Consider the following 16,854-nt stretch of genomic DNA (forward strand, 5'->3'; position numbering starts at 1 on the left):
ATCGATATTTCATGAAAACAATGCTCGCGGCCATGCTGGCCGCGGCGTCCTGCGCATCGATAGCGCAGGCGCAACAGGAGGCGGCGCCGCAGGCGGCCACCCCGTCTGAAACGCCGACCGCGGCGCAACCGCTCCCCGGCTTCTCGCTCGATCAGGCGGTGTCTGCCGCGGGCGGAGCAGCGCCATCGGGTGCCGCTGCTACTGCATCGGTCGAGGCGGCGCAGGCGGCCCGCACGGTGGCCGGGCTCCGGCCGAACCCCGTCTTCCAAGGGCAGGTCGAGAACGTCGTCGGCTCCGGTCCTTATCGGGGCGTGCGGAGCGCGGAGACGACGGTGGGGGTCGCGATCCCGATCGAGCTTGGCGGCAAGCGCGGTGCCCGCGTTGCTGTTGCCGACGCGCAAATATCACGTGCGCAACTCCAGAGCGCGATCGTCGCGGCCGATATCCGCGTCCAGGTCACACAGCTCTATGTCGAGGCAATCGCGGCCGAACGCCGGCTGGTGACGGCGCGCGACCAGGCACGGATCGCGGCCGAAGTGCTGCGGGGGGCTGCGGTGCGCGTCCAGGCGGGGCGAGCGTCGCCGCTGGAGCAACAGCGCGCCGATGTCGCGCGTATCAATGCCGATGCCAATGTCGAGCGGCTGACCCGGCTCGCCGAGGCGGCACGGACCAATCTCGCGCGGCGGCTCGGCCGTCCGATCGACGGCACGCTCGACGCAGGCTTGCTCGACCGGTTGCCGCCGGCGACCTTCGGCCCTGCAGCACCGCTACAGACTGCCGGCACGCTGGCGCTGGCGGCGGCGGATGCCGATCTTGCCATCGCCGATGCCGGCATCAGGCTCGCGCGCGCCAACCGCGTACCCGACATCAACGTCGGACCGGCGCTCCGACGGCTGGAAGCGACGAACGATACCGCCGCGGTGTTCGCGATCTCGATCCCGATCCCGCTCTTCAACAACGGCCGCGCCGCCATCGCGCAGGCGACGGCGGAGCGGACGCGCGCCGAAGCGGTGCGGCGCGTAACCGCGCTCGACGTCGAGCAGGCGATCACCGACGCGCAAGCCGAAGCCGCCAATGCGGCAACGACCGCGCGCGCTGCGGTCGGGCCGGCGCTGGCAGCAGCAGCAGAGGCCGCGCGGATCGCGCGGATCGGCTACCGCGAGGGCAAGTTCGGCCAGCTGGATCTCCTCGATGCCGAACGCACGCTCGCCGAGACGCGCGTCGCCGCGATCGACGCGCTCGCCAACTATCAGAATGCCCGTGCGCGATTGGAGCGGCTGACCGCGCCTGCGCCGACCACCAACACCGGGGGAACCGACCGATGAAGACCATCCTGACGGGCGGCGTTCTGCCGTTCGGCCTTGCCCTGTTGCTCGCGGCCTGTGGCAGCAGCTCCGAAGGCGGCAACGAGACTGCCGGAAACGAAACCAGCGCAGGTGCCGAAGCCGGCGGTAACGAAGCCGCCCATGCCGATGAGGGTGCGGTAACGCTCTCGGCGGACCAGATCACCGCGGCGGGCGTCCAGATCGGTCGCCCGCTCACGGGCGGTGCGGGGACGATCGAACTGCCGGCGACGATTGAGGGCGACCCGCAGGGGACGCAGGTCGTTTCGGCCGCAATCGGCGGGCGTGTCGTGGCACTCACGCGCAACCTCGGCCAATCGGTCGGGCGCGGGCAGACGATCGCCGTCATCGAAAGCCGCGAGGCCGCACAGCTCAAGGGTGAGGTCGAGGCATCGCGTGCCCGGCTCGCGCTTGCCAACTCCAATCTCAGCCGCGAGCAGCGGCTGTTCGCGCAGCGCGTGTCGCCCGAGCAGGATTTGATCGCCGCGCGCACCGCGGCAATCGAAGCACGTATCGCCTACCGGCAGGCGCAGAGCCAGGTGTCGGCAGCGGGCGGGGGCGGGGGCGGGCTCAACCGGCTCGGCATCGTCGCGCCGATCGGCGGTCAGGTCATCGCCCGACCGGTCGTGCTAGGGCAGACGGTCGCAGCAGACAGCGAACTCTATCGCATCGCCAATCTCAGCCGGGTGTCGCTGGCGCTCAACCTCAGGCCAGAAGATGCCGGCCGGGTGAAGCCAGGTAATATTGTTACCGTGACGGCGCCGGGGCGGCAGGCGAGCGCTCGAATCAGTTTCGTGTCGCCAGCCCTCGATCCGCAGACACGGCAGGTGCCGGTCATCGCGACGCTCGACAATGGTGGCGGTCAGTGGCGCGTCGGCGAGCCCGTCACCGCTGCGGTCCAACTCAGCGGTAGCGGAGGCAGCAATGCGGTCCGCGTGCCGACGACGGCAGTGCAGACGGTCGAAGGCAAATCAGTCGTTTTCGTCCGTACGGCCAAGGGGTTCCAGTCGACCCCGGTCACGCTCGGCGACGCGGCCGGCGATACCGTCATCATCCGCTCGGGCCTGACCGGCCAGGAGCAGATCGCCACCACCGGCAGCTTCACGCTCAAGGCCGAACTCGGCAAGGGCGAAGCGGCGCACGAGGATTGATGTCATGATCGCTCGCATCGTCAATTGGGCGGTTGAGAAGCGCTGGCTCGTCCTGCTCCTCACCGCCATCGTCGCCGTCATCGGCGCCTTTTCGCTCTCCCGGCTACCGATCGACGCGGTGCCGGACATCACCAACAATCAGGTGCAAATCAACGTTCGCGCGCCCGCGCTCTCGCCCGAGCTGGTCGAGAAGCAGGTGTCGTTCCCGATCGAAACCGCGCTCGCCGGCATCCCCGGCCTCGACAATACCCGCTCACTCAGCCGCAACGGCTTCGCGCAGATCACCGCGGTCTTCGACGAATCCACCGACATCTATTTCGCCCGCCAACAGGTCGGCGAACGGTTGCAGGGCGTCGCGGAAAGCCTGCCCGATGGCGTGAACCCAGAGATGGGGCCGATCGCGACCGGGTTGGGCGAGGTCTATATGTGGACTGTCCGGCTGGAACACCGAAAGGACGACAAGCACCGCGCTGGCGAGCCGGGGCAGCAACCTGACGGCAGCTATATCACACCGGAAGGCGAGCGGCTGACTACGCCTGAAGATAAGGCGACCTATCTGCGGACCGCGCAGGACTGGATCGTCACGCCTCTGCTCAAGAACGTACCCGGCGTGGCGGGCATCGATTCGATCGGTGGCTACGCCAAGCAATATCTTGTCGTCCCCGACGTGCAGAAACTGGCGTCGCTCAAGATTACACTGACAGATCTTGGCACCGCGCTTGAAAAGAACAACACCAGCGTCGGAGGGGGGTTCGTCAATCGCAACGGTGAAGGATTGGCGGTCCGGTCGGACGCGCTGGTGCGCAATGCGAACCAATTGGCGCGCACCGTCGTTGCCACCCGTGACGGTATCCCCATTACTCTTGACCAAGTCGCCAACGTCCGCACGGGGCAGGCGATCCGGATGGGCTCGGCGTCGGAGAACGGCACCGAAGTCGTCGTCGGCACCGCGATCATGCGGATCGGCCAGAACAGCCGCAACGTGGCGACCGCGGTCGCCGACCGGTTGAAAACTATCAACGCCTCGCTGCCACCTGATGTGGTGGTGCAGCCGGTGCTGGATCGTACCGCGCTGGTCAATTCGACGATCAAAACGGTCGCCAAGAACCTCTCCGAAGGCGCGCTGCTCGTCATCGTCGTGCTGTTCCTGCTGCTCGGCAACTTCCGTGCGGCGCTAATAGCTGCCGCGGTCATCCCGGTCACGATGATGCTCACCGGGTTCGGTATGCTTCGGCTCGGGGTGTCAGCAAACCTCATGAGTCTGGGTGCGCTCGACTTCGGGCTGATCGTCGACGGCGCGGTCATCATCGTCGAGAATGCCCTGCGGCGTCTTGCCGAAAAACAGCATCACGAAGGCCGGCTGCTAAGCGTCAAGGAGCGGCTGGATGCGGTCGCGACCGCAGCGCGAGAGATGATCCGGCCGTCCGTATATGGGCAGGCGATCATCATCCTCGTGTACGTGCCTTTGCTCACGCTGACCGGCGTGGAAGGCAAGACGTTCGTGCCGATGGCGCTGACCGTCATCATCGCGCTGCTCTTTGCCTTTGTTCTGTCGCTGACCTTCGTACCTGCGGCGATTGCCATCTGGCTGTCGCGGAAGGTCAACGAGGAGGACGGGCGGATCATCTCGTGGCTGAAGAAGCGCTACGAACCGGGTCTGGAAAAGGCGATGAAGCGGCCGTCGATCACCATCGGTGCCGGCGTGGTCAGCCTCGTACTGGCGGCGCTCGCCTTCACGACGCTCGGGCAGGTGTTCCTCCCCCAGCTCGACGAGGGCGACTTATTGATCCAGGCGCTGCGCATTCCGGCGACGTCGGTGCAGCAAAGCCAGGCGATGCAGGTGCCGATCGAACGAATGGTGTCGAAACAGCCCGAGGTGCGGTTCGTCTTCTCGAAGACGGGCACCGCCGAGCTGGCCTCGGACCCGATGCCGCCCAACGCGACCGATATGTTCGTCATCCTGAAGCCGCATGACGAATGGCCCGATCCCAAGCTGGAGAAAGCCGCGCTGGTCGAGCGGCTGGAGACCAAGCTCGCGCAGTTTCCCGGCAACGCCTACGAGATCACGCAGCCGATCCAGATGCGGTTCAACGAGCTGATCGCCGGCGTGCGCGGCGATATCGCGGTCAAGGTGTTCGGCGACGACTTCGCCAGTATGAACCGCACTGCCGAACAGATCGCCGGCGTCCTGCGCAAGACGCAAGGCGCGGCGGACGTGAAGGTCGAACAGACGACGGGGCTCCCGATGCTCGACATTCGGGTGAATCGTGACGCGATGGCGCGGGTCGGCGTCACTGCCCAGGACGTGCAGGACACCATCACCGCCACGCTCGGAGGACGCGAGTCCGGCATGATCTTCGAGGGCGACCGGCGTTTCCCGGTCGTCATCCGTCTGTCCGATGCAGAGCGCGCCAATCTGGGGCTTCTCGAACAGGTGCAGGTGCCTGTAGCCGGCGGTGGTTACGTGCCGCTGTCCAGCGTCGCCGATATCGGCGTCGTCGACGGGCCCAACCAGATCAGCCGCGAGAACGGCAAGCGCCGTGTCGTCGTCCAGGCAAACGTGCGCGGGCGCGATGTCGGCAGCGTGGTGGCGGATGCACAGGCCGCCGTGTCGAGTGGGGTACGCCTGCCGGCGGGCAGTTACCTCGAATGGGGCGGGCAGTTCGAGAATCTGGAGTCAGCCAGCCAGCGGCTCCAGCTCGTGGTGCCGGCTTGCTTCGTGCTGATCTTGTTCCTGCTCTACGGGGCATTGGGATCGGTGCGCGATGCGGCGATCGTGTTTACAGGGGTGCCGTTCGCGCTGGTGGGCGGCGTCCTGTTGCTCTTCCTGCGCGGCATGGACTTCTCGATCTCGGCCGCGGTGGGGTTCATCGCGCTGTCGGGCATCGCGGTCCTCAACGGACTTGTCATGGTCAGTTCGGTGCAGGACCTGATCCGTTCCGGCATGGACCGCGCCGAAGCGGCGCATACGGGTGCCCTTCAGCGATTACGCCCCGTCGTCATGACCGCGCTCGTCGCAAGTCTCGGCTTCGTGCCGATGGCGTTCGCGAGCGGGGCCGGCGCGGAAGTGCAAAAGCCGCTCGCAACCGTCGTCATCGGCGGGCTGATCTCGGCGACCCTGCTGACGCTGTTCGTGCTGCCGACGCTCTACGCCCGCTTCGGGCAGCAGGCGGTCAAGGTCGACGACACGGACGATACCTCACCGCTCCCGCAACCCGCATGATCGTGGGGGAGGGCGGTCGTGCCCTCCCCCACGCCTCAAGAAAGGGGGCTCGCTCATGACGACGATCGACAATGTAACGACACTCTCCGTATCCCCGCTGCGTGTCTGGACGGTCCTCACGGACTTCGCCGGCCACCCGCAGTGGAAGCCGTTCATCCAGCTTTCCGGTGCCGCGGTCTGCGGCGGTGATGCCAACTACACGTTCCGCATCGGCGGACTCGACAAGCCGGTGACGGCCAAGGCGGATATCATCCGCGTCGATAAGCCGCTGGCGTTCGCATGGACGGCGGGCGTCGCCAGGTTCTTGCTGTTCGAGGAATCTTACGCGCTGGAAAGCGATCCCGCTGGAACCCGCCTGCGCCATAGCCTGCGCTTCTCAGGCATCTTGGGTCGTCCGCTCTGGGCACTGATGCGCCGCAGGCTTCAAGCAAGCCTCGTGCAGTCGGACAGGTGCCTCGATCGCCAGCTTCGGCGCCTGTCGGCGGTGCCGGTTTCCAATAGCCGGACTGGACCTGCGCGCACTGGGGCACGGAGGCAGCGATGACGATGCATCATCTTGGCTTGGGTTTTGGCATGGGCATCGTGCTGGTGTTGGCAGGCTGTTCCGAGGAGCCCCGGAAGGGTCCACCGACCGAGCAGGAGATCCACGCTGCGGACACTGCGGTGACCAGCAGGACACCCGGCCGTCACCCCTATCGATGCGACGATAACCAGACGCTTCTGGTCGACTTCAAGGATCAAGGGCTCACAGTCGAGTTACGGCGCGATGCGAATGCACCTTCGGTCGTTCTAACCGCGCCGTTGCAAGGTCTCCAGTATGTCGGCGATGCGGAAAGCGCGACATTCTCGGGCAACCAGATCAAGATCGAGGCACCCGGCAAACGCCCCGTGCTTTGTGAGAAAGCGACAAGCCTATGAGCAATCTTGTATCTAAAACCAGCGGGACGGATCGCCAGCGACGTACGCTCTGGATCGTCCTGATCCTCAATGCCGGGCTTGCACTGGCGTTCGTCGCCACAGGACTGTTCGGTGATTCCAGTGCGCTGATCGCCAATGGCCTCGATAACGGCTCCGATGCCGCGGTATATGGGCTCAGCCTTGTTGCGTTGAGCCGCGGCGCACGCTGGAAGCAAGCTGCGGCCAGGGTGTCCGGCATCATGCTGCTCCTGTTCGCGGTCGCGGTCCTCATCGATGTCGCGCGGCGTTTTACCCAGGGCAGCGATCCGATCGGCCCGACTATGATCGGCATGTCGATTGTCGCTGGCATCATCAATTATCTGTGTCTGCGCCTCCTGCAAAAGCTGGAGAACAAGGACGTCAACCTGCGCGCGGCGACGACCTTCAGCCTCAACGACTTCATCTCGAACGGCGGGATCGTCGTCGCTGGCGTCCTTGTCATGTGGTTGGGCGTGAACTGGCCGGACCTCGTGGTCGGGCTGGCGACAGCCGCAATCCAGTTGTGGGGCGGCATCAAGATCCTGCGTGACGCGAAACAGGACGCGCGCAAAAACAAGGACAATCAGAATGGCTGAGAAGACCAGGCTCGACCTCGCCGTCGTCCTGCCCGACGTCCCGGATGCGGCTGACGCCTGCGTCGCGCGGCTTGTTCAACGGCTGGCGGACCGCGAGGGCGTCAGCGAAGCGCACGTCGTCCCCGCCAGTGGCGAGGCGCCGGCGCAACTGTGCATCCATTACGATCCGGACCAGCTCCCGCTATCCCGTATTCGCGAGGTCGCGACCGGCGCGGGCGCGCAGATAGGTGAGCGCTACGGCCATGCCGTATTCGACATCGGCACGATGCATCAGCGGCGCGCCCGCACCCTTAGCGATCGATTGAAGGCTGTGTCCGGCGTTCTGGAGGCCGAGGTTGCTGCAAGTGGCCGGGTGCGGGTCGAGTTCGACCGGGAACAGACCGACGAATCTACGATCCGCGGCACCGTCGTCGAGCGCGAAGCAGCCGTCCCGCAGGCCGCTAGCGACGATCACGCCGGCCATGACCATGGCCCCGGCGAGCACGATCACGGCAAGGAGGGGCATAACCACAATCATGGCGGCATCCTGGGGCCGAATACCGAGCTGTTCTTCGCATTGGGCTGCGGTGCCGTTCTCGGCATCGGCTTCGCGATCGAGAAGCTGGTCGCCGGGGCGCCATCGTGGCTGCCGCTCGCCTGCTACCTGACCGCCTATGTGCTGGGCGGTTTCTTTACCGTCCGCGAAGCGATCGATAATCTGCGGATGCGCCGGTTCGAGATCGACACACTGATGCTGGTCGCCGCGGCGGGCGCAGCCGCGCTGGGCGCCTGGGCGGAAGGCGCGCTGCTGCTGTTCCTGTTCAGCTTCGGCCACGCGCTCGAACATTATGCGATGGGTCGCGCCAAGCGGGCGATGGAGGCTCTGGCCGAGCTGGCACCGAAAACCGCCCTCGTCCGCCGCGAAGGCAAGATCAGCGAGATATCCGTCGACACGCTGGTGGTCGGCGACATTGTCGTGGTCAAACCAAATGCACGGTTGCCTGCCGACGGATTCCTGACGCTGGGTTCGAGCAGCATCAACCAGGCGCCAGTGACGGGCGAAAGTATCCCGGTCGACAAGACCGCAGTCACCGATACGGACCAGGCGCGGGCCAATCCCGACCGCGTCGACGCCGCCAGTCGCGTGTTCGCCGGCACAATCAACGGCAGCGGCGCGATCGAGATCGAGGTCACGCGCCTATCGACTGACAGCGCGCTCGCCAAAGTCGTGAAGATGGTCAGCGAGGCCGAGACGCAGAAGTCGCCGACGCAGCGTATGACCGATCGGTTCGAACGGGTGTTCGTGCCCGTCGTGCTGGGCCTCGCCGTCCTGCTGCTGTTCGCCTGGGTCGTCGTCGACGAACCCTTCCGCGACAGCTTCTACCGCTCGATGGCGGTCCTCGTCGCCGCTAGCCCGTGCGCGCTGGCGATCGCGACACCAAGCGCAGTCCTGTCGGGTGTCGCCCGCGCCGCGCGCGGGGGTGTGCTGGTGAAGGGCGGTGGGCCGCTGGAGAACCTCGGTTCGTTGACCGCCATCGCCTTCGACAAGACCGGCACGCTAACAGAAGGCCAGCCCAAAATCACCGATGTCGTCGCGATGACGGGCATCGCCGAGGACCGGCTGCTCACGACGGCCGTCGCCGTGGAGGCCCTGAGCGATCACCCTCTCGCCGCGGCGATCGTCAAGGACGGCAGGACACGCCTGAACGACGCCGCGTTGCCACAGGCGAGCGATCTGGAAAGCCTGACCGGCCGCGGCGTCCGCGCGACGCTGGAGGGCGATCCGGTAACGATCGGCAAGGCCGAGATGTTCGGCAAGGACGGCATCGCCGCATTGACCGATGAAACGATGGCCGCAGTCGAACGGCTCCGTGCGGGCGGGCGGACGACGATGGTCGTGCGACGCGGCGAGGTGGATCTGGGGGTCATCGGGCTGATGGACACGCCGCGGACTGCCGCCAAGGCGACACTGGCGACGCTGCGCACCCTCGGCATCACCCGTATGATTATGATCTCGGGCGATAATCAAGCGGTCGCGGATGCGATTGCGCGCGAGGTCGGCATCGACGAAGCGTGGGGCGACCTGATGCCGGAAGACAAGGTCGAGGCGATCAAGAAGCTGCGCGGTGACGGCAAGGTCGCGATGGTCGGCGACGGCGTAAACGACGCACCCGCGATGGCCAATGCGACCGTTGGGATCGCGATGGGCGCGGCGGGGTCAGACGTAGCGCTGGAGACCGCCGATGTAGCGCTGATGGCGGACGATCTGGCCCATCTGCCGTTCGCGGTCGGCCTGTCGCGACAGACCCGATCGATCATCCGGCAGAACGTCTTTGTCAGCTTGGGCGTGGTGGCGATCCTGGTCCCTGCGACGATCTTCGGTCTCGGGATCGGAGCGGCCGTCGCCATGCACGAAGGGTCGACGTTGCTCGTGGTCGTAAACGCGTTGCGTCTGCTCGCCTATCGCGATCGGTTCGCCACGACGCAGACCGCCTGATGCCCAGGAGACCGCATCCATCGCATGCGGTCTCCGCAGGTTAGAAAGGAGTGTTCGTGATGTCCGATCCCACCGTGTCCGGTGTCCTTGCCGTCCGTGCGCAGATCCTTGCGCGCAGTCAGACGCTCAACCGCCTGACGCCACCAGCCACGACACCTGGGGCGGTTTCGACCGTGCCGCGGACCGACGCGCCGGCGACGTTTGGGGACACCCTGAAGGGCATCGTCGGCAAGGTGAACGCGGCACAGGAGGCCGAGGACGTCGCTACCGACCGCTACGAGCGTGGCGAGACCACCGATATCGCCACCGTGGCGCTGATGCAGAACCGCGCTTCGGTGTCCTTCGAGGCGACGCTTCAGGTCAGGAACAAGCTCCTGTCAGCCTACAAGGACATTATGAGCATGCCCCTTGGATGACTCAGTTCCCTGCGCCTGCGCATACGGCCAAGCCGAAGAGCGTGTGGGGTTGGCGGGCGGTCATGGCTTTGATCGTCGTGCTGGCGGGCGCCTGCTCGCCCGTTCGGCAGGATGACGACGCCGATACGCACAACACGTTGTCGGCCGGTTCCGAGATGCAGATGCATGTCTTCACCTGTGAAGATAGAACGTCGATCGTGACCGGTCTGAGTGCCAATACCTTCGTCGTCGACCTCATCGGTGCGACGCGGGAAGATCGTGAGCAACTGACTGTGCCACGCGCGCAGGTCCGGACTGCCGATGGACGGCTTACGGTCATGATCGGCCAAGATCGGCTCCATCTCGAGCGGATCGGCAAGCAAGGCATCAACGAGCATCTGTCGTTCAGGGGAAAATCATGCTGGCGCTGACCTATACGATCATTCCGGTGCTTGCCGTGATCCTAGGCGGCATCTTTGCGATATGGCGTCGGCCCGGCGACGCCTTTGTATCCGCGATGCAGCACCTCGCCGCCGGTGTCGTGTTCGCCGCTGCGGCAACCGAAATCCTGCCCCAAGTGCTGCATGCTGGCTCGCCGCTGGCAACCTTTATCGGCGGCTCAGCGGGGGTCGCGGTCATGCTGGGGCTCAAGGCGTACGAAGCCCGCGCCGCGGGACCGGTCACGCTGATATCGGCGGTCGGGATCGACATCGTCGTCGACGGGCTGGTGCTGGGCCTTGCGTTCGTCGCCGGTGCCAAGGCGGGCGCCCTGCTCACCGTCGCGCTCACGCTGGAGGTGCTGTTCCTAGGTGTAACGCTGACGACGGAACTCGCCGAATCCATTACCTCAAAACTCAAGATCATCCTCACCGTGACGGCGCTCGCGCTGCTGCTGCCGATCGGCGCATTGCTGGCGATCCCTGTCGCTGGCCTGTCACCTCCGGTAGTGGCGGGCTTCCTGTGCTTCGGCCTCATGGCGCTCCTGTTTCTCGTCACCGAAGAGCTGTTGGCCGAAGCACACGAGAAGCCAGACACGCCGCTCATCAGCGCAATGTTCTTCGTCGGCTTCCTCTCGCTCCTCCTCATTGAGGAAATCGCGATGTGACGAGCCTGACCTCAAACGGCGCCGACGTGCGCCGCGATCGATCCAGCAAGGGGAATGAAATGTCGATAATCAAGGCACAATGGCTTATTTTGGGCGTGGCTGCGGCCCTGTCCGCGTGTTCGGCCGAGAAGCCTTCGTACCAATTCACGTCGAATGAATCCGGTCCGACCGATGCGATCCATGGATCGAACGTGCAGCATGCCAAGGACGCGATCCACGGGGCGAACCCTGCGCACGATAAGACAAGCATGGTCATGCCATCGACCGGCGATCCGGACACCGACTTCCTGCGCGGCATGATCCCGCATCACGAAGGTGCAGTGGAGATGGCGCGTGCCGAGATCGCCAACGGCACCGATCCGAAAATTCGGGAAATGGCGGAGGAGGTGATCCGAACGCAACAGGCCGAGATCACGACGATGCGGGCTTGGCTTGCCGAGCGTCGAGCTGCCAGAAAGGGCTCCTGATGATGTCTCGCAGTCATTCCGATGATGCTGCACTACCCCTGTGCCCCATGCCCGCTCGGGCTCAGATGGGGCGGGTGGCGTGACGGAATATCGATGCGATGCGCTCATCATCGGCGGGGGGCCAGCAGGATTGACCGCCGCGATCTACCTCGCACGCTATCATCGGCGCATTATCGTGGTCGATGAGGGAAACAGCCGGGTGAAATGGATACCGCGTTCGCACAACCACGCCGGTTTTCCGGACGGGATTGCAGGTGAAGACCTTTTACACCGGATGCGCGAACAGGCCGAGCGCTACGGTGCTACGATTGTGAACGGCCGCATCGACACGGTGGCGCAAAACGCTGATGACTTCGACGCTTGCGGAGTTGGAATAACCCTGTCCGCGCGATCGATCCTGATCGCAACGGGAGTCGAGAACCGTCGCCCCTCGATCGACGCTGCGACCCATCGCGACGCACTGGAGCGCGGCCTGCTACGCTACTGCCCGATCTGCGACGGTTATGAAGCGACTGGCCAAGCTATCGGCGTCATCGGCGCGGACACTCATGGCGTCGCTGAGGCGCTGTTTCTCCGCACGTTTTCCGATCGAATAACGCTAGTGGCGCACAAGACGCTCGAACTCGACGCTTGCGACCGCGGGGCGCTGGAGGCGGCAGGTATTGCGGTAGCGCCAAGTGCGCTCGACCAAATCGATTTTGCTGAAGAACACGTAACGCTGCGTCTGGCCGATGAGACACAATTGCAGTTTGACACGATCTACCCAGCGCTCGGTTCGGATAGCAATAACGCCCTTGCGCGGCAGCTCGGGGCCAAGCTCAGCGACGAGCGCTGTATTGTGGTCGACACCAAACAGCGCACCAGCGTTTCGGGCGTTTACGCTGCCGGCGACATCGTCATATCGCTGGATCAGATAAGCGTCGCCATGGGCCATGCAGCTATCGCCGCGACAACTTTGCATAATGACCTTCGCAAGCGCGATGGCCATACCCGCTGAACGAAGATCAGCTGAAGGAAGATTATCAGCCTTACCCGCAATGGAATCCCGGGATTTGACCCATAACTATGGCCAGCGTTGGTCGGACGAGACCGACGTCGAACTGCGCAAGCGGATCGACGCACGCCAGAGTGTTGGCCAGATCGCGCGCGACATGGGGCGGACGCAGGATGCGATCCGTGGGCGAGCGGCAACGCTGCGCCTTTCTCTGCCCTCGACTATGCGCCCGTGGCGCGAGGGGGTAAAACGGGGACCGCGAATGCAGCGGCCGGACCCTAGCTCGACTGGCGAGAATTAAATGCCGGGGAGCGGCCCCCCGCCCCCCGGCAACCTTGTTACTTCATGTTCGGCATGGCGTGGCCGACGTGATCGCCGCCCTTGGCCTTGTCCCCATGATCGCAGCAGTCAGCGCCGTCCTTGCAGCCCGCCATGTCGGCGCAGCAGTTCGCCACGCCGCGAAAGCGCCGGTCGAGAGCGTGAGGGCGAAAGTGGCGCTGATGAGCTTGAACTTGGTCATTGGTATTCTCCGGAAAGTAGCAGGTGAAATTGATTGGTTTCACTAAATTTGCGGAGGGGGTGTCGCGGGCGCGCTGGCTCGGCCAAGAAGGGTAGCTTGCTGCCCGAAATATGGGACCACCTCACTGTGGGCGCTGCGATTAGCTGGCGATATGACCATACGACTTGGCAGGTTGAGGGTATAAGCCATGAACGGCGCGCCCGCACTGTCGGCGAAGCGCTGTGCCGAGTGCCGAGTGCCGGGTGTGCTACAGGCTGAAAGGCGGCGCGCCGAGGGAAAACCTCGGCTCGCTGAAGGCGTTTGCGTTCGACAAGACGGGGACGCTGACGGAAGGGCGATCGTGCATCACCGACACGATGGCCGTCGACGGCGCGAGTGCGGAGGATCTGTTGGCACTCGCCGTAGCGGTTGAAGCCTTGAGCGATCATCCGCTGACGCAGACGATCGTCAAGGATGGAGGCGAGCGCCTACGTGGGCGCGACCTTACGAGCGCTACGGATCTTAAGATCCTGACAGGGCGCGGCGTCACCGCAACTGTCGACCGTGAAACGGTTTGGATCGGCAAGGCCGAGATGTTCGCCGTTGAGGGTGTCCCCGCACTACACACCGCTACGACCGAAGCGATCGCCGCCCTTCGCGAGAGCGGACGTACCACAATGGGTGCGCAAGGGTGACCGGGACATCGGCGCGATCGGCCTGATTGATATGCCTCGCGAGGCAGCCAAGGTTGCGCTTAAGAGTCTGCGCGACATGGGTATCACTCGGATAATTATGATTTCGGGCGATCATCAAAAGGTTGCCGATGTCGTCGCCAGGAGGTTGAGCTCGACGAGGCCTGGGGCGATCTGATGCTGGAGGACAAGGTCGCGGCGATCAAGACACTCGCTGGCGAAAACAAGGTGGCGATGGTCGGCGACGGCGTAAACGATCCGCCGGCGATGGCGAGTGCGACAGTCGGCATCGCGATGGGCGCTGCCGGATCAGATGTCACGCTGGAAACCGCCGACGTTGCACTGATGGCCGACGATCTCGCCCATCTTCCGTTCGCCGTCGGCTTGAGCCGCCATACCCGCGGCATCATCCAGCAGAACGTGTTCGTCAGCCTCGGCGTCGTAGCGTTACTCGTGCCCGCGACGATCCTCGGCCTTGGGATCGGCCCGGCCGTCGCGATGCATGAAGGCTCGACGCTGCTGGTCGTGTTTAATGCGCTGCGCCTGCTCGCCTATCGCGATCCCGCTGTACAAGCAGCATGACGCCGATCGCACAATGCATCGCTCGTCGGCGGCAGAGCCGCCGGCGTGACGTGCGCCCTCTATCTTCACCGCTGCGACCGCTAAATCATTGGTGTCGACAAAGATCTTAGCCGCGCTGAATAGAACCCTTTTCCCGCAATCACCCCCGGCTTCCCTGAGAAGAACGGCGGCCGATACATGGGAACGATAGAAGCGTGAATTGGGTTCAGCGGTCGAATGCATACTTTAAATGGGAAGCAACAATGGACGATGGGGACGATCAGAAGATGAGCAGCTCCGCTGCCGGCTCGGGGGGACATTACGGCTATCACGGCCACCACCATCATGGAGGTGGCGCGACGGTTGGTATGAACGACGTGGTAGATCCGGTCTGCGGCGCAACCATCGACCCTCACATGACGAGACACTACGTCGATAGCGAGGATCAGCGGCTCTTTTTCTGCTCATCGGCATGCCAACAAAGGTTTGAAGCAGAGCCAGACCGGTATCGATGAGGGAGAGATGCCGCACGATCAAGGCAGCCCTTCATTAAACATGGCTCCCGATCATATGTCGCCGACGGCGCGAGCGGGACACTAACCCCCTCCGAGCGCGTTAGAACAATCCATAATAAAGGAGAGCGCAAATGCCCGAAGAGAAGCTTGGCTCGCATCACGACCATCCCGGACATACGCCTGGTGATCTCGACCCCCACGGTCACCGCGACACGAGCGGGCAGCAAGAGGTGCCAGGAGAGCACCACGATCACCCGGGCCACGTGCCCGGCGATCTCGACGAACACGGCGACCGGGATACTAGTGGCCAGCGGGACGTGCCAGGCGAGCACCACGATCACCCTGGCCATACTCCGGGCGATGTCGATCCAGACGGCCATCGTGACAAGAGCGATTCTGGCTCGAACTGAAATGCTACCTCGGCGAGGCCCTCCCCGCCGAGGTAGATTGCGACGGCATTTCTTCGGCAGGAGCGACAGCCGCGCGCCGCACCTGAGCGTTCATCTATCGAACGTTTTTGCGAGGATCGCCTCGGTAGCGACAGGTCCCTACTAACTGTTCTAGAGCTATTCGCGAGCGGGCAAGCGATGGTGGAACCGACGCATCTCACGCCCTGGTTCCGCCTGAGACGGGCCCAAGTTCAACAGACTGAACGAGTGTAAGGCGAAAATACACGGCAAAGTCGGTAGCCCTTTATTCGGCTTTTTACCGGAGAAGCTTACCCAACCCGTTCCAACGGCTGCCTGTAAGCGGAGGGGGCAGGCGTGAGACCAGATCGCAGTTCGGCACGCGCCTGTCGCATGATCTGGAAGCCGCCCGACAGACCGAGCACCGCCATCAATGTCGCCACCACAAGATCAGGCCAGGCGCTGTTCAGACCAAAGACGCCGCCTGCAGCCAGCACCACGGCGATATTGCCGATCGCGTCGTTGCGCGAGCAGATCCAAACCGAGCGCATGTTCGCGTCACCGCTGCGAAAGCGGTACAGCATGACTGCGACCAGCAGGTTTGCAATAAGCGCCGCGACCCCAATGATGCCCATGACCTCGGCATGGGGTACAGTGCCGTGGAAGGCGCCCCAGCCCGCCGCGAGCAAGACATAAAGACCGAGCAGGGCAAGCGTCGCTCCCTTCAGCATCGCTGCCCGCGCGCGCCAAGCTATCGCCATCCCGGCGACGCCCAAGCTGATCGCGTAATTGGCGGCGTCACCGAAAAAGTCGAGCGCGTCGGCTTGAAGCGCTTTCGATCCGCCCGTAATCCCAGCGACGATTTCGACCCCAAACATGCCGCCGTTGATGGCGAGCGCGATCCACAAGGCGCGCCGCCACTTTGGGTCGTTCAGGGTGCCCGCCTTGTCGGACGCGCAGCTCGTGCAGGCCATCTTTGCCACCTCGGTAGAATCGATCTAGCAGCCTATATGCACCCTCTAGTCGGTAGAGGGTCAAGGGCTGTGTCTGAGAAACTGACGATCGGTAAGCTGGCTTCGGCGACAGGCACCAAGGTCGAGACGATCCGCTATTACGAACAGATCGGCTTGCTGCCGGCACCAGCCCGGTCGGCCGGTAATTACCGGACGTACGAGGGCGAGCATCTGCGGCGATTGTCCTTCATCCGTCGAGCGCGCGATCTCGGCTTCTCGATCGATCAGGTCCGGGAGCTGATGGGGCTCGCCGGTCGTCGCGAACAGTCCTGCATGGCCGTGGACGTGATCGCCCATCGGCATCGGGATGCGATTACGCGGAAAATTGCTGATCTGACGGCCCTCGCGGGCGAACTGGACGCGTTGATCGACTCCTGCAGCCGAAACACCGTGGCCGACTGCAGGATTATCGAAGCCTTGGGTCCGACCGTGGACATGCCTTTCACACAGAGCCGAGCCCACGGCCCGAACTGATGGAAGG

17 protein-coding genes and 1 pseudogene are annotated in these 16,854 nt (G+C 64.3%); 16 read left to right on the forward strand and 2 right to left on the reverse strand.

The window, feature by feature from the left end; genetic code table 11:
* The first annotated feature begins 11 nt into the window (after positions 1 to 11).
* The 15 genes and pseudogenes from NLI89_RS12055 to NLI89_RS21890 all read left to right on the forward strand — a co-directional run bounded on the left by NLI89_RS12055 (position 12) and on the right by NLI89_RS21890 (position 14,953).
* Positions 12 to 1,325 (forward strand): TolC family protein, encoded by a 1,314-nt coding sequence (locus NLI89_RS12055; RefSeq protein ID WP_151989793.1) that lies wholly within the window; start codon positions 12 to 14, stop codon positions 1,323 to 1,325.
* The gene (locus NLI89_RS12060; RefSeq protein WP_151989792.1) at positions 1,322 to 2,494 is read left to right on the forward strand and encodes an efflux RND transporter periplasmic adaptor subunit; all 1,173 of its coding nucleotides are present in this window, start codon (positions 1,322 to 1,324) and stop codon (positions 2,492 to 2,494) included. Before NLI89_RS12055 ends, NLI89_RS12060 begins: the two co-directional genes overlap by 4 nt.
* A 4-nt stretch (positions 2,495 to 2,498) precedes the next feature.
* Positions 2,499 to 5,717: an efflux RND transporter permease subunit gene (locus NLI89_RS12065; RefSeq protein ID WP_151989791.1), complete on the forward strand. Its 3,219-nt coding sequence runs from the start codon at positions 2,499 to 2,501 to the stop codon at positions 5,715 to 5,717.
* Between the two features lie 55 nt (positions 5,718 to 5,772).
* Positions 5,773 to 6,261, forward strand: a complete 489-nt coding sequence (locus NLI89_RS12070; protein ID WP_151989790.1) for an SRPBCC domain-containing protein — start codon at positions 5,773 to 5,775, stop codon at positions 6,259 to 6,261.
* Entirely contained in the window at positions 6,258 to 6,635 is a 378-nt protein-coding gene (locus NLI89_RS12075; RefSeq protein ID WP_254687257.1) for a hypothetical protein, read from the forward strand. Before NLI89_RS12070 ends, NLI89_RS12075 begins: the two co-directional genes overlap by 4 nt.
* Positions 6,632 to 7,249 (forward strand): cation transporter, encoded by a 618-nt coding sequence (locus NLI89_RS12080; RefSeq protein WP_151989788.1) that lies wholly within the window; start codon positions 6,632 to 6,634, stop codon positions 7,247 to 7,249. Before NLI89_RS12075 ends, NLI89_RS12080 begins: the two co-directional genes overlap by 4 nt.
* Positions 7,242 to 9,725, forward strand: coding sequence for a heavy metal translocating P-type ATPase (locus tag NLI89_RS12085; protein WP_151989787.1), 2,484 nt, complete (start codon positions 7,242 to 7,244; stop codon positions 9,723 to 9,725). Before NLI89_RS12080 ends, NLI89_RS12085 begins: the two co-directional genes overlap by 8 nt.
* A 59-nt stretch (positions 9,726 to 9,784) precedes the next feature.
* A complete protein-coding gene (gene fliE, locus NLI89_RS12090; RefSeq protein WP_151989786.1) occupies positions 9,785 to 10,141 on the forward strand; it encodes a flagellar hook-basal body complex protein FliE in 357 nt (118 codons plus the stop codon).
* A 62-nt stretch (positions 10,142 to 10,203) separates the two neighbouring features.
* The gene (locus NLI89_RS12095) at positions 10,204 to 10,551 is read left to right on the forward strand and encodes a hypothetical protein (protein ID WP_159513020.1); all 348 of its coding nucleotides are present in this window, start codon (positions 10,204 to 10,206) and stop codon (positions 10,549 to 10,551) included.
* Positions 10,539 to 11,225 (forward strand): ZIP family metal transporter, encoded by a 687-nt coding sequence (locus NLI89_RS12100; protein WP_159513021.1) that lies wholly within the window; start codon positions 10,539 to 10,541, stop codon positions 11,223 to 11,225. Before NLI89_RS12095 ends, NLI89_RS12100 begins: the two co-directional genes overlap by 13 nt.
* Positions 11,222 to 11,692, forward strand: coding sequence for a CopM family metallochaperone (copM, locus tag NLI89_RS12105; protein WP_236559362.1), 471 nt, complete (start codon positions 11,222 to 11,224; stop codon positions 11,690 to 11,692). The genes NLI89_RS12100 and copM overlap by 4 nt, the downstream gene beginning before the upstream one ends.
* Before the next feature lie 79 nt (positions 11,693 to 11,771).
* Positions 11,772 to 12,689 (forward strand): NAD(P)/FAD-dependent oxidoreductase, encoded by a 918-nt coding sequence (locus tag NLI89_RS12110; RefSeq protein WP_159513022.1) that lies wholly within the window; start codon positions 11,772 to 11,774, stop codon positions 12,687 to 12,689.
* A gap of 356 nt (positions 12,690 to 13,045) precedes the next feature.
* The gene (locus NLI89_RS12115; protein ID WP_159513023.1) at positions 13,046 to 13,252 is read left to right on the forward strand and encodes a hypothetical protein; all 207 of its coding nucleotides are present in this window, start codon (positions 13,046 to 13,048) and stop codon (positions 13,250 to 13,252) included.
* 208 nt (positions 13,253 to 13,460) lie between these two features.
* Positions 13,461 to 14,459: pseudogene (locus NLI89_RS12120) on the forward strand (HAD-IC family P-type ATPase); the annotation flags it as partial.
* A gap of 347 nt (positions 14,460 to 14,806) precedes the next feature.
* On the forward strand, positions 14,807 to 14,953 hold the full coding sequence (locus tag NLI89_RS21890; protein ID WP_225883583.1) for a YHS domain-containing protein: 147 nt from the start codon (positions 14,807 to 14,809) through the stop codon (positions 14,951 to 14,953).
* Here NLI89_RS21890 and NLI89_RS12125 read toward each other — a convergent pair.
* Both NLI89_RS12125 and NLI89_RS12130 read right to left on the reverse strand, forming a co-directional pair.
* Positions 14,884 to 15,333 carry a hypothetical protein gene (locus NLI89_RS12125; protein ID WP_199860798.1) on the reverse strand — a complete coding sequence of 150 codons (450 nt, stop codon included), beginning with the start codon at positions 15,331 to 15,333 and terminating at the stop codon, positions 14,884 to 14,886. The genes NLI89_RS21890 and NLI89_RS12125 overlap by 70 nt on opposite strands.
* A 338-nt stretch (positions 15,334 to 15,671) precedes the next feature.
* Positions 15,672 to 16,334: a cation transporter gene (locus NLI89_RS12130; RefSeq protein WP_151989839.1), complete on the reverse strand. Its 663-nt coding sequence runs from the start codon at positions 16,332 to 16,334 to the stop codon at positions 15,672 to 15,674.
* Positions 16,335 to 16,403: 69 nt separating this feature from the next.
* Here NLI89_RS12130 and NLI89_RS12135 point away from each other — a divergent pair, with 69 nt between their 5' ends.
* Positions 16,404 to 16,847, forward strand: a complete 444-nt coding sequence (locus tag NLI89_RS12135) for a MerR family transcriptional regulator (RefSeq protein ID WP_234422486.1) — start codon at positions 16,404 to 16,406, stop codon at positions 16,845 to 16,847.
* Positions 16,848 to 16,854: the final 7 nt, after the last annotated feature.

It is taken from the genome of Sphingomonas faeni (assembly GCF_024273235.1).
GTDB lineage: Bacteria > Pseudomonadota > Alphaproteobacteria > Sphingomonadales > Sphingomonadaceae > Sphingomonas > Sphingomonas faeni_A.

Coding starts and splice junctions, on each gene's coding strand:
- NLI89_RS12125 (WP_199860798.1), bottom strand. CDS start 15,333: ATGGCCGTCTGGATCGACATCGCCCGGAGTATGGCCAGGGTGATCGTG.
- NLI89_RS12055 (WP_151989793.1), top strand. CDS start 12: ATGAAAACAATGCTCGCGGCCATGCTGGCCGCGGCGTCCTGCGCATCG.
- NLI89_RS12060 (WP_151989792.1), top strand. CDS start 1,322: ATGAAGACCATCCTGACGGGCGGCGTTCTGCCGTTCGGCCTTGCCCTG.
- NLI89_RS12130 (WP_151989839.1), bottom strand. CDS start 16,334: ATGGCCTGCACGAGCTGCGCGTCCGACAAGGCGGGCACCCTGAACGAC.
- NLI89_RS12085 (WP_151989787.1), top strand. CDS start 7,242: ATGGCTGAGAAGACCAGGCTCGACCTCGCCGTCGTCCTGCCCGACGTC.
- NLI89_RS12080 (WP_151989788.1), top strand. CDS start 6,632: ATGAGCAATCTTGTATCTAAAACCAGCGGGACGGATCGCCAGCGACGT.
- NLI89_RS12100 (WP_159513021.1), top strand. CDS start 10,539: ATGCTGGCGCTGACCTATACGATCATTCCGGTGCTTGCCGTGATCCTA.
- NLI89_RS12075 (WP_254687257.1), top strand. CDS start 6,258: ATGACGATGCATCATCTTGGCTTGGGTTTTGGCATGGGCATCGTGCTG.
- NLI89_RS12095 (WP_159513020.1), top strand. CDS start 10,204: ATGGCTTTGATCGTCGTGCTGGCGGGCGCCTGCTCGCCCGTTCGGCAG.
- NLI89_RS12070 (WP_151989790.1), top strand. CDS start 5,773: ATGACGACGATCGACAATGTAACGACACTCTCCGTATCCCCGCTGCGT.
- fliE (WP_151989786.1), top strand. CDS start 9,785: ATGTCCGATCCCACCGTGTCCGGTGTCCTTGCCGTCCGTGCGCAGATC.
- NLI89_RS12065 (WP_151989791.1), top strand. CDS start 2,499: ATGATCGCTCGCATCGTCAATTGGGCGGTTGAGAAGCGCTGGCTCGTC.
- NLI89_RS21890 (WP_225883583.1), top strand. CDS start 14,807: ATGAACGACGTGGTAGATCCGGTCTGCGGCGCAACCATCGACCCTCAC.